10 protein-coding genes and 1 riboswitch are annotated in these 11,367 nt (G+C 71.9%); of the genes, 7 read left to right on the top strand and 3 right to left on the bottom strand.

From position 1 onward, the window contains the following. Positions 1-50: 50 nt before the first annotated feature. Positions 51-284, bottom strand: coding sequence for a ferredoxin (locus tag ACIA8E_RS08250; protein WP_399295766.1), 234 nt, complete (start codon positions 282-284; stop codon positions 51-53). Next, positions 284-1,765, bottom strand: a complete 1,482-nt coding sequence (locus tag ACIA8E_RS08245; protein ID WP_399295764.1) for an aldehyde dehydrogenase — start codon at positions 1,763-1,765, stop codon at positions 284-286. Before ACIA8E_RS08245 ends, ACIA8E_RS08250 begins: the two co-directional genes overlap by 1 nt. 219 nt (positions 1,766-1,984) lie before the next feature. On the opposite strand from ACIA8E_RS08245, the gene ACIA8E_RS08240 reads away from it, so the two are divergent. From ACIA8E_RS08240 to ACIA8E_RS08210, 7 genes are all read left to right on the top strand, one after another. Further along, a complete protein-coding gene (locus ACIA8E_RS08240; RefSeq protein ID WP_399295762.1) occupies positions 1,985-3,022 on the top strand; it encodes an MBL fold metallo-hydrolase in 1,038 nt (345 codons plus the stop codon). Between the two features lie 204 nt (positions 3,023-3,226). After that, positions 3,227-3,361: riboswitch (cobalamin riboswitch) on the top strand. A 109-nt stretch (positions 3,362-3,470) separates the two neighbouring features. Then, the gene (locus ACIA8E_RS08235; protein ID WP_399295759.1) at positions 3,471-4,736 is read left to right on the top strand and encodes a prenyltransferase/squalene oxidase repeat-containing protein; all 1,266 of its coding nucleotides are present in this window, start codon (positions 3,471-3,473) and stop codon (positions 4,734-4,736) included. Then, positions 4,733-5,425 carry an SCO2322 family protein gene (locus tag ACIA8E_RS08230; RefSeq protein WP_399295757.1) on the top strand — a complete coding sequence of 231 codons (693 nt, stop codon included), beginning with the start codon at positions 4,733-4,735 and terminating at the stop codon, positions 5,423-5,425. The genes ACIA8E_RS08235 and ACIA8E_RS08230 overlap by 4 nt, the downstream gene beginning before the upstream one ends. Continuing rightward, positions 5,422-6,573: an energy-coupling factor transporter transmembrane component T gene (locus ACIA8E_RS08225; RefSeq protein WP_399295755.1), complete on the top strand. Its 1,152-nt coding sequence runs from the start codon at positions 5,422-5,424 to the stop codon at positions 6,571-6,573. The genes ACIA8E_RS08230 and ACIA8E_RS08225 overlap by 4 nt, the downstream gene beginning before the upstream one ends. Further along, entirely contained in the window at positions 6,570-8,279 is a 1,710-nt protein-coding gene (locus ACIA8E_RS08220) for an ABC transporter ATP-binding protein (protein ID WP_399295753.1), read from the top strand. Before ACIA8E_RS08225 ends, ACIA8E_RS08220 begins: the two co-directional genes overlap by 4 nt. Beyond that, positions 8,276-9,115 carry an ECF transporter S component gene (locus ACIA8E_RS08215; RefSeq protein ID WP_030970439.1) on the top strand — a complete coding sequence of 280 codons (840 nt, stop codon included), beginning with the start codon at positions 8,276-8,278 and terminating at the stop codon, positions 9,113-9,115. The genes ACIA8E_RS08220 and ACIA8E_RS08215 overlap by 4 nt, the downstream gene beginning before the upstream one ends. Positions 9,116-9,399: 284 nt before the next feature. Next, positions 9,400-9,828, top strand: a complete 429-nt coding sequence (locus tag ACIA8E_RS08210) for a transglycosylase SLT domain-containing protein (protein ID WP_399295751.1) — start codon at positions 9,400-9,402, stop codon at positions 9,826-9,828. A 123-nt stretch (positions 9,829-9,951) separates the two neighbouring features. Here the strand turns inward: ACIA8E_RS08210 and ACIA8E_RS08205 are convergent, their stop codons facing one another. Further along, a complete protein-coding gene (locus ACIA8E_RS08205) occupies positions 9,952-11,121 on the bottom strand; it encodes a steroid 3-ketoacyl-CoA thiolase (RefSeq protein ID WP_093774620.1) in 1,170 nt (389 codons plus the stop codon). Positions 11,122-11,367 lie beyond the last annotated feature (246 nt).

Here is an 11,367-nt window from a genome sequence, read left to right as displayed (position 1 = left end):
CCGCGTCGGGCCGCACCTCGCGCTCACATTCCCCCCGCGGGGCAGAGGCCTCAGTCCTCCGGCGGGAACACCACCTCGCCCGAGTCGGGCAGCGTCAGCGTGATCGCCTCGACGGGACACCCCTCCGCGGCCGCGAGCACCTGCTCGTTGGCGTCGGTCTCCGGGGCGTCCGGGTGCGACTGCCGGGCGGAGTCCAGCCGGAAGCCGTCCGGAGCGTGGTTCACGCACATCCCGGAGCCGATGCAGACACTCCGGTCGACCTCCACGTGCCAGCGGTCCCCCATCACGCCTCCTGCGGTCCGGGCTGCGCGGGCTGGTACCCGGCGGGCAGATGGATCATCTTGTGCTCGAAGTACTCGCCGTACCCCTCGGGGCCGAACTCCCGTCCCAGGCCGGAGTTCTTGTAGCCGCCGAACGGTCCGAGCATGTCGAGACTGAACGTGTTGACGCTGTACGTGCCGGTCCTGACCCGGCGGGCGATATCGATGCCGCGCTCGGTGTCGGCGGTCCAGACGCTGCCGCTGAGCCCGTACTCCGAGTCGTTGGCGATCTTCACCGCCTCCGCCTCGTCGCCGTACGGCAGCAGGCAGATGACCGGGCCGAAGATCTCCTCGCGGGCGATGCGCATGGAGTTGTCGACGGACCCGAAGAGGGTCGGCTCGACGTACCAGCCACGCTCCTGGGAGGCCGGACGGCCGCCGCCCGTAAGGATCTTGGCGCCTTCCTCCTGGCCGATCCGGATGTAGTCGAGGGAGCGCTGCTGCTGACGCCGCGCGACCAGCGGGCCGAGTTCGGTGGTGGGGTCGAGCGGGTCGCCGACCTTCAGAGCGCCCGCCGCGGCGGCGAACGCCTCGGCGATCTCGTCGTAGCGGGAGTGCGGGACGAGAATGCGGGTCTGGGCGACACAGGCCTGGCCGTTGATCATCCAGGCGAACGGGACGATGCCCGCGACGGCCGCGTCGAGATCGGCGTCCGGGAGGATGACGGCGGCGGACTTGCCGCCCAGCTCCAGGGTGACCCGGGTGAGGTTGCGCGAAGCGACCTCCATGACCCGGCGGCCGGCCGCGACGGAGCCGGTGAACGACACCTTGTCGACGCCCGGATGCCCGACGAGGTACTCACTGACCTCACGGTCCGCCGGGAGGATCGACAGCACGCCCTCGGGAAGCCCGGCCTCGGCGGCGATCTCGGCCAGGATGTAGGCGTCCAGGGGCGATTCGGGCGAGACCTTGAGGACGGCCGTGCAGCCGGCCAGCAGCGCGGGCGCGAGTTTGGCGGCGGCGGTGAACTGCGGGACGTTCCACGGCACGACGGCCGCGACGACGCCGACCGGCTCCCGGCGCACCAGCAGCGGCCCGAGGACGCCGTCGCGCCGTTCCTCGTACGGGAAGGTACGGGCGACGGTGATCGCCGCGTCCCACACCATCATCGCGGCGAGCGCCTGCACCATCACACTGGAGCTGTACGGGGTTCCGTTCTCGGAGCTGATGACGCGGGCGATCTCCTCGTACCGCACGGCGAACGCGTCCTTGATCCGCGTGATCACCTCGATCCGCTCGTCGAGGGACGCCCGCGGCCAGGGCCCTTCGTCGAAGGCCCGGCGGGCGGCGTCGACAGCCCGGTCCACGTCCGCCTCACAGGCGTGCGGAACCCGGCCGATGACCTGCTCGGTGTGGGGCGATATCACCTCGATGACATCCTGGCCGAGCGGATCGACCAACTCCCCGCCGATGAACAGTTTTCCGTGTTCGACAAGCTCGGTCATGGCTGCTGCCTCCCGCGACCCGGCACGTACCGACTCCGCACCTGACTCCATACCTGACTCCGTGTCAGAACTGATACCAGTTCCAGTTCCAGGAGTCCACGGATCCGACGGCGATCGACCTCGGAGGAATAGTCGACCAGGGCTACTACTGGAACGAGTTCTCGTTACAGTGGATGCGGCGCAGCACGGCCGCATGACGGGACGAGAGATGGGGACCACATGACACAGGTGACCGAGCACGGTGGCGGCGTGTGGTCCATCAAGGTCCCCATCCCGGACAACCCGCTCGGCCACACCCTGGTACACGTCCTGGACACCGGCCGCGGCCCGGTCCTGATCGACACCGGCTGGGACGACCCGGAGGCCTGGGACACCCTGGTCGCGGGCCTCACCGCCATCGGAGTCGGCATCACCGACATCCATGGCGTGGTCATCACCCACCACCACCCCGACCACCACGGCCTCTCCGGCCAGGTCCGCGAATCATCCGGGGCCTGGATCGCGATGCACGCCGCGGACACCGCGATCGTGCGCCGCACCCGCGAGTCCGAACCGGGCACCTGGCTGACCTACCTGGCGGTGAAACTCACCGCGGTCGGCGCCCCCGAGGACCACCTCGCCCCCCTGCGCGCCGCCCGCGCCGCCGGCCGGATGCGCACCCTGCCCGGCCTGCGCGCCGCCCTCCCGGACCGCGAGATCGTCCCCGGCGAGCTGCTCGACCTGGCGGGCCGCCGGCTCCGGGCGGTCTGGACGCCGGGCCACACCCCCGGCCATGTCTGCCTGCATCTGGAGGAGGACCACCCGGCGAACCTGCCCGGCCGCGGCCGGCTCTTCTCCGGCGACCATCTGCTGCCCGGGATCAGCCCGCACATCGGGCTGTACGAGGACCCGGACGACGCGACGGTCACCGACCCACTGGGCGACTACCTCGACTCGCTGGAGCGCATCGGCCGGCTGGGGGTCGCCGAGGTGCTGCCCGCCCACCAGCACGCGTTCCCGGACGCGGCCCGGCGCGTACAGGAACTCCTCGACCACCACGAGGAGCGGCTGACCGGCCTGCTCGCACTGCTGGCCACCCCGTTGACGCCGTGGCAGCTGGCCGAGCGGATGGAGTGGAACCGGCCGTGGGAACAGATCCCGCACGGCTCACGGAACATCGCGGTCTCGGAGGCCGAGGCCCACGTCCGCCGACTGGTGAAGCTGGGGCGCGCGGAGGCGATGACAGGGAGCGATCCGATGACGTACATCGCGGTGTGAGGGGGTTCGCCGACGGCCTTCCGACACCGAGCCGCTCCTCCACCTGAACGCGACGAGGCCACACCATGGCCACGGTTCGCGATGAGGCACTGGTCGTCATCAGGGACCGACCTCCTCTCCCACCGCTCCGCTCCGTCCCGACCCGGCCCCACGGGTGACGTACGTCGCCGTCCCGGGCGCCCCTCCGCCCGAAGGGGCGGGCTACGCCCCGGTAGAGTGTGGGCGTCGTCATCATGCCCGTTCAGGGGGAAGCCGGTGCGAATCCGGCACTGACCACGCAACCGTGAGCCGCTGACACAGCGGTGAGTCGGAATGCCCTGTCCGCGGTCGTGACCGGCTCGCGTCACCGGAACCCCGGTGACCGGCACCGTCGAGGCATACGGGGCCGGAGCCTGGTGCCTGAGTGTGCCTGTGCCCGGTTCCCACCGCAGGAGAGGCCCAGCCCACCATGACCGTTCGCCGCACCGCAGCAACGCTCGCCGCCACCGCCACCGTGCTCTGTGCGGCCGCTGCCCCGGCCGCGGTGGCGGCGCCGTCTCCGTCGCCCACCCCGTCCGTCGCGCTGCCGTCCGGGCTGTACGGCACCAAGGACCCGACGTACGACGGGGTCTGGAGGCAGTCGCTGGCCTTCATCGCCCAGCGGCTCGAAGGGGTCACCCCCGCGGCCGCGGCCGTCGACTGGCTGGTCGCCCAGCAGTGTGACAGCGGCGCCTACGCCTCGTACCGCGCGGATGTCAGCAAGCCGTGCGACGCGAAGACCATGACGGACACCAACGCCACCGCCGCCGCGGTCCAGGCGCTCGCCGAGGTCGGCGGGCACGGCGATGCCGTCGACAACGGGGTCGCCTGGCTGAAGTCCGTTCAGAACGAGGACGGCGGCTGGGGTTACAACCCGGGCTCGCCCAGCGACGCCAACTCCACCTCGATCGTGATCGGCGCCCTGGCCAAGCGGGGCCAGCGGCTCGGCGATGTGACGACCGAGGGCGGCAAAACGCCGTACGACGCGCTGCTCGAGCTGGCGATCCCGTGCGGCGGCAAGGACGGCGGGGCGTTCGCGTACCAGCCCGACAAGGCCGGCAAGCTCGCCGCCAACGCGGACGCCACCGCTGCCGGTGTGCTCGGTTCCATGGGCAAGGGGCTGGCCGCCTGGAACAATTCCGCGTCCGAGGACAAGGCGCCCACCTGCCACAAGGGCGCCGTCGTCAAGCCCGAGCAGGCCGCCCAGAACGGCGCGCACTATCTCGCGGGTGCCCTCGCGAAGACCGGCCACCTCAACCAGCCGCCGATGCCGGGCGCCACCGACACCACCGAGCAGCCCGACTTCGGCAACACCGCGGACGCGGTCGTCGCCCTGGCCGCCGCGGGCCACCAGGACAAAGCGGCCGACGCGCTCGGCTGGCTGAAGAAGCACGCCGCGCCCTGGGCGGCCCAGAACGGCCCCGCCGCCTACGCCCAGTTGGTCGTGGCCGCGCACACGTCCGGCGCCGATGCCCGCGACTTCGGCGGTGTCGACCTGGTCGAGCGGCTGAACGCGACCGGACCGAAGCCGGCCGCCGTCCACACACCCTCGCCGGCCACCAGCGACTACGCGGCGCAGGACGGCACCAGCGACGACGCCGGTCTCGGCGTGTGGTGGCTCGTCGGTATCGGTCTCGCCGCCGGTGCCGGTGTCGGCTTCCTCATCAGCAGCCGCCGGAAGAGCCCGCAGCTGTGAACCGGGCGGGGAATCGATCCGGGTGGCCGGCGGCGGGCGCCCTGCTGCTCGTTCTCGGCGCCGTCCTGACCCTGTTCGGCGCGGGCACCGCCCACGCGGCCGGCTACCGCTATTGGTCGTTCTGGGAGGGCAAGGGGACGGGCTGGACGTATGCCACCCAGGGCCCGTCGCTGGTCCGGCCCGACGACGGTGCGGTGCAGGGCTTCCGGTTCTCGGTGAGCGAGGACTCCCAGGACTCGGCGAAGCCGCGCCGCGCCCCCGACTTCGCGGCGATCTGTGCGGACACCCCCGCCAAGGACGGCACCAAGCGGGTCGCGCTCGTCATCGACCCCGGCACGGCGGCGGACGCCCCTGACGGGGAGACGCCGCCCGCGCCGCGTACCGCGTGCGCGCAGGTCGCCGAGGACGCGAGCGCCGCGGAGGCCCTCGCCTCCGTGGCCAAGCCGCTGCGCTACAGCAGTGAGGCACTGCTCTGCGCGATCTCCGGCTATCCGGCCTCGGGCTGCGGTGAGCAGGTCTCCGGCACCGGGCACGCCGACACTACGTCGCAGGCGCCCGCGAGCCCGTCCGCCTCCGCCCACCCGGGGAGTGGCCGCGGCGGTCCGTCCGCCGGGATGCTCGCCGGTGTCGCCGCCGTCCTTCTGCTCGGCGTCGCCGCGGTCGTGCAGGCCCGCCGCCGCCGCGGATGACCGTCTCCGCCGGCACGGCCCGGCAGGTCCCTGCCCTGCGTGCCCTCGAGGCGACCCGCAGCAACGCCCTGCCCGCCGGGGCCTGGTGGCTGTGGGCGCTCGGGCTGGCCACCGCCGCCTCCCGGACCAGCAATCCACTGCTGCTCGGGCTGCTGGTGGGGGTGGCCGGTTACGTCGTGGCGGCGCGCCGGACGGATGCGCCGTGGGCCCGTTCGTACGGGGCGTTCATCAGGATCGGGCTGTTCGTCGTAGGCGTGCGGCTGCTGTTCTCCGTCTTTCTCGGCTCGCCGATCCCCGGTACGCACCCGGTGTTCACCCTGCCCGAAGTGCCGCTGCCCGACTGGGCGCAGGGCGTCAGGATCGGCGGCCGGGTCACCGCCGAACAGCTGCTCTTCGCGCTGTACGACGGGGCGAAGCTGGCCACCCTGCTGATCTGCATCGGCGCGGCGAACTCGCTCGCCAACCCGGCCCGGCTGCTGAAGTCGCTGCCGGGCGCCCTGTACGAGGCGGGTGTCGCGGTCGTCGTCGCGATGACGTTCGCACCGAACATGGTTGCCGATGTGGTGCGGCTGCGCACCGCACGGCGGCTGCGGGGCCGCCCGGCCGGTGGCATCAAGGCCGTCCTGCAGATCGGACTGCCGGTGCTGGAGGGCGCGCTGGAGCGGTCGGTGGCGGTGGCGGCGTCGATGGACGCACGCGGATACGGGCGTACGGCCCAGGTGCCGCGCGCCGTCCGGCACACGACGAACGTCCTCACGCTCGGCGGGCTGCTGGGGGTCTGCGCCGGCACGTACGCTCTGCTGGCCTCACAGGGTGCGGTGTACGGGCTGCCGCTGCTGTTCGCCGGACTCGTCGCCGCGATGGCCGGGCTCCGGCTCGGCGGTGCCCGCTCGGTCCGCACCCGCTACCGGCCCGACCGGTGGGGGGCCAGGGCCTGGATGGTGGCCGGGTCGGGTGCGGTGGTCGCGGCGGCGATGATCTGGGCGGGCAGTGCCGACACGGAGGCGCTGCATCCCGGAGTCGTACCGCTGGCGGCGCCGGTGTTCCCGCTGTGGCCCGCGGCGGCGGTGCTGATCGGGCTGTTGCCCGCAGTGGTGGCGCCCGCACCGCCCGTTGCGGCCGTCGCGAACTCCGAGGAGCGCCAGTGATCCGGTTCGAGCAGGTCTCGGTGCAGTACGAGGGGGCGGCGCGCCCGACCCTGTCCGGGGTCGATCTGATCGTCCCCGAGGGCGAGTTGGTGCTGCTCGTCGGCCCCTCGGGGGTCGGCAAGTCGACGCTGCTGGGCGCCGTCTCCGGTCTCGTACCGCACTTCACGGGCGGCACGCTGCGCGGCAGGGTGACGGTCGACGGCCGTGATACGCGTACCCACAAACCACGCGAACTCGCCGATCTGGTCGGCACGGTGGGGCAGGACCCGCTCTCCCACTTCGTCACCGACACCGTCGAGGACGAGCTGGCGTACGGCATGGAGTCGCTGGGACTCGCCCCCGACGTGATGCGACGGCGGGTCGAGGAGACCCTCGACCTGCTGGGCCTCGCCGGGCTGCGCGACCGGCCGATCGCCACGCTCTCCGGCGGCCAGCAGCAACGGGTCGCGATCGGCTCGGTGCTGACCCCGCACCCCAAGGTCCTGGTCCTCGACGAACCGACGTCCGCGCTGGACCCGGCGGCGGCCGAGGAGGTCCTCGCGGTGCTCCAGCGGCTGGTGCACGATCTGGGCACGACGGTCCTGATGGCGGAGCACCGCCTGGAACGCGTCGTCCAGTACGCGGACCAGGTCGTCCTGCTGCCGTCGCCGGGTGCCGCACCGGTGATGGGCGCCCCCGCCGACATCATGGCGGTCTCCCCGGTCCACCCGCCGGTGGTGGCCCTGGGCCGGCTGGCGGGCTGGGATCCGCTGCCGCTGTCGGTACGCGACGCACGGCGCCGCGCGACGGATCTGCGGGAGCGGCTGGCCTCGGCCGAACCGCCGTCGCCCGCTCCGTCGGCGCCCACCGCCCCGGCGCCGCTGCCCGCGGCCGCTCCCGTACGCCGTGGTCTGTTCGGGCGCCGGCCCACGCCCGCTCCCCGGTCCGCTCCCGAAGCTGCGGCGGAAGCGACCACCCGGGTCCAGGGCCTGGGGGTGCGGCGCGGGCGTGTCGAGGCGCTGCGCCGGGTGACGCTCTCCGTCGCACCGGGCGAGACCGTCGCCCTGATGGGCCGCAACGGCGCGGGCAAGTCCACGCTGCTCGCCGCCCTCGTCGGCCTGGTCGGGCCCACGACCGGCACCGTTCTCGTCGGCGGCCGGGCCCCGCACCGCACGCACCCGCGCGACATGGTGCGCCGGGTCGGGCTCGTACCGCAGGAACCGCGCGATCTGCTGTACGCGGACACGGTCGCCGCCGAGTGCGCGGCGGCCGACGCCGACGCGGGCGCGGCGGCGGGCAGCTGCCGGGCCCTGGTCTCCGAGCTGCTGCCCGACGTACCGGACGACACCCACCCCCGCGATCTCTCCGAGGGGCAGCGGCTCGCCCTGGCGCTGGCCATCGTGCTGACCGCGCGGCCCCCGCTCCTACTGCTGGACGAGCCGACCCGCGGTCTGGACTACGCGGCGAAGGCCCGGCTGATACGTGTGCTGCGCGGTTTGGCGGCCGAGGGACATGCGATCGTCCTGGCCACGCACGACGTGGAGCTCGCCGCCGAGCTGGCCCACCGGGTGGTGATCCTCGCGGACGGGGAGATCGTCGCGGACGGGCCGACCCGGCAGGTGGTGGTCTCGTCACCGGCGTTCGCACCGCAGACCGCGAAGATCCTCGCCCCGCAGGAGTGGCTGACCGTGACGCAGGTGCGCGGGGCGCTGGAGGCCGGCGCATGAGCGACCGCCGAAGCCGTCCCGTACGACTGGGCCCCCGTGCGATCGCCGCACTCCTCCTCGTCAGCGCGATCGGCGTCGTCTCCATCGGCTGGCCACTGCTCGCGGACGCGGACTCCGGTCTCGCCCACTCCCAGGACGCACCGTGGCTGTTCGCCGCACTGCTTCCGCTCCTGGTCGGTGTGGTCGTCGCCACCATCGCGGACTCCGGCCTGGACGCGAAGGCGGTGGCGATGCTGGGCGTGCTCGCCGCGGTCGGTGCCGCGCTGCGTCCGCTCGGCGCCGGTACGGCGGGCCTGGAGCCGATGTTCTTCCTGATGGTGCTGAGCGGCCGGGTGCTCGGCCCCGGCTTCGGCTTCGTGCTCGGCTCGGTGACGATGTTCGCGTCCGCCCTGCTCACCGGCGGGGTGGGCCCATGGATGCCGTTCCAGATGCTGTCGATGGGCTGGTTCACGATGGGCGCCGGCCTGCTGCCGGCCCCGGACCGCCTGCGCGGGCGGGCCGAGCTGCTGATGCTGGCGGCGTACGGCGGTGTGGCGGCGTTCGCGTACGGCACGGTGATGAACCTGTACGGCTGGACGATCGTGCCGGGCCTCGGCTCGGGCATCTCGTTCCACCCCGGTGACCCGCTGCCCGAGAATCTGGTCCGTTTCTTCGCGTACTGCCTGGCCACCTCACTGGGCTGGGACCTGGGCCGGGCCGTGCTGACCATGGCGCTGACCCTCACCATCGGCTCCACGTTGCTGAAGGCGCTGCGACGGGCCACGCGCCGCGCGTCCTTCGAGGTCCAGGTCACATTCGACGGTCCCGAAGGCGTGAAGGCGCCCACAGGACCTTAGTCCTCCACTACCGGGAGTAGTAGCGTTTCCAGCCGTACATGGAACCCACTTCACCCCCTCCGAACTGCTATGGAACCTTTTGGGATGGTTCGGGACCTTCGGTCCGTGATGCGAGGCAAGGCCGTATCAGGGGTCATTGCCACGATTGAACGCCGCGGCTAACACTGGTCACGTCGCCGAGCACCGCAAGCGTTCACCGGAACGGAACGCGGTCAACGAGCACCGGTCCCCGCACTGTTGGGCTCGGTCCGCGACTCCCTCGTCCCCAACGGTTAGGTTCGCCTGTGTCGTTCGTCCGTAACATCCTCGCCCAGCCCCGCACCGCTCGCCGCAAGGCTGTCGTGGCCGGAGCCGCCGCGGTCCTCGGCGCCACCGGTCTGGGCCTCGGCGTCACTCCGGCCATGGCCGCACCGGCGTCCGTCGCCACCGGCGTACAGGGCACGGCGCGAGCGATGATCGGCAACGAGGCGCAGTTCCAGTGCTTCAGCAACATCGTGTCGCACGAGAGCGGCTGGAACCCCAGCGCCACCAACGCCTCTTCGGGCGCCTACGGCCTGGTCCAGGCACTGCCCGGCTCGAAGATGGCCTCGGCCGGCGCCGACTGGAAGACCAACCCCACGACCCAGATCAAGTGGGGTATGGACTACATGAACTCCCGCTACGGCAGCCCGTGCGCCGCCTGGACGTTCTGGCAGGCCAACCACTGGTACTGAGCCGGTGGCAAGCAGCCTCACACGAAGGCCCCGACCGGGTTCCGGTCGGGGCCTTCGGCCTGCCCGGACGGCGTGACCCCCGGCCGGGGTGCATCTGGCACCACCCCCGGCCGCGGATCGTCCTCAGAGCCGCTGGATGATCGTGCCGGTGGCCAGCGCCCCGCCCGCACACATGGTGATGAGCGCGAACTCCTTGTCCCTGCGCTCCAGTTCGTGCAGTGCAGTGGTGATCAGCCGGGCCCCGGTGGCGCCCACCGGATGGCCGAGCGCGATGGCCCCACCGTTGACGTTGACCTTCTCCAGATCCTGATCGAAGACCTGCGCCCAGCTCAGCACCACTGACGCGAACGCCTCGTTGATCTCGACGAGGTCGATGTCCCTCAGCGACATCCCGGCCTTGCCGAGCACCGCACGGGTCGCGTCGATCGGGCCGTCGAGATGGAAGTGCGGGTCGGAGCCGACCAGTGCCTGGGCGACGATCCGGGCACGCGGCTTGAGTTTGAGCGCCCGCGCCATCCGCTTGGACGCCCACATGATCGCGCAGGCACCGTCGGAGATCTGCGAGGAGTTGCCCGCGGTGTGGATGGCGGTGGGCATGACCGGCTTGAGCCGGGCGAGCCCCTCCATGGTGGTGTCCCGCAACCCTTCGTCGTGGTCGACGAGGCGCCACATACCCTGTCCCGCCGCCTGCTCCTCCTCGGTGGTCGGCACCTGGACCGCGTACGTCTCCCGTTTGAAGCGTTCCTCGGCCCAGGCCACGGCTGCCCGCTCCTGCGAGATCAGCCCGAGCGAGTCGACGTTCTCCCGCGTGAGACCGCGTTTGCGGGCGATGCGTTCGGCGGCCTCGAACTGGTTGGGCAGATCGACGTTCCACTCGTCCGGCCAGGGCTTCCCGGGGCCGTGCTTGGAGCCGCTGCCCAGCGGTACGCGCGACATGGCCTCGACACCGCAGCTGATTCCGACGTCGATGACTCCGGCGGCGACCATGTTGGCGACCATGTGGGAAGCCTGCTGCGAGGAGCCGCACTGACAGTCCACGGTGGTGGCGGCGGTCTCGTACGGTAGTCCCACGGTGAGCCAGGCGTTGCGCGCCGGGTTCATTGACTGTTCGCCGGCATGGGTGACCGTTCCGCCGACGATCTGTTCGACGCAGTCGGCATGGATGCCGGTGCGGCCGAGGAGTTCACGGTAGGTCTCGCCCAGCAGATAGGCGGGGTGCAGATTGGCGAGCGCGCCTCCGCGCTTGCCGATGGGGGTGCGTACGGCTTCGACGATGACGGGTTCCGCGGCCATGAGCTCGTCCTCTCCTCGCACTTCCGCAGGGGGCGTCCCGGCGCCCACGGAAGGAACTAGTACGCGTTCTAGTTCTGCAAGCAGTCTTATGAGGCTTACCCCCGGTACGCAAGAGCCGTGCACGCACCTTGCACCCACTTCCTGCCTGGCGCACCCAGTCTTCACGCAACAGATCCGGCCATGGCCCTTGCGGGTTGTAGAACTCGTTACTACCTTTCCGGCAACTTCTGATGGGTCGTCAGGCAT

This window comes from Streptomyces sp. NPDC051664, from assembly GCF_044453545.1.
Classification (GTDB): domain Bacteria; phylum Actinomycetota; class Actinomycetes; order Streptomycetales; family Streptomycetaceae; genus Streptomyces.
This window is presented reverse-complemented; position numbering and strand designations above follow the sequence as displayed.

Coding starts and splice junctions, on each gene's coding strand:
- ACIA8E_RS08250 (WP_399295766.1), bottom strand. CDS start 284: ATGGGGGACCGCTGGCACGTGGAGGTCGACCGGAGTGTCTGCATCGGC.
- ACIA8E_RS08245 (WP_399295764.1), bottom strand. CDS start 1,765: ATGACCGAGCTTGTCGAACACGGAAAACTGTTCATCGGCGGGGAGTTG.
- ACIA8E_RS08240 (WP_399295762.1), top strand. CDS start 1,985: ATGACACAGGTGACCGAGCACGGTGGCGGCGTGTGGTCCATCAAGGTC.
- ACIA8E_RS08235 (WP_399295759.1), top strand. CDS start 3,471: ATGACCGTTCGCCGCACCGCAGCAACGCTCGCCGCCACCGCCACCGTG.
- ACIA8E_RS08225 (WP_399295755.1), top strand. CDS start 5,422: ATGACCGTCTCCGCCGGCACGGCCCGGCAGGTCCCTGCCCTGCGTGCC.
- ACIA8E_RS08215 (WP_030970439.1), top strand. CDS start 8,276: ATGAGCGACCGCCGAAGCCGTCCCGTACGACTGGGCCCCCGTGCGATC.
- ACIA8E_RS08205 (WP_093774620.1), bottom strand. CDS start 11,121: ATGGCCGCGGAACCCGTCATCGTCGAAGCCGTACGCACCCCCATCGGC.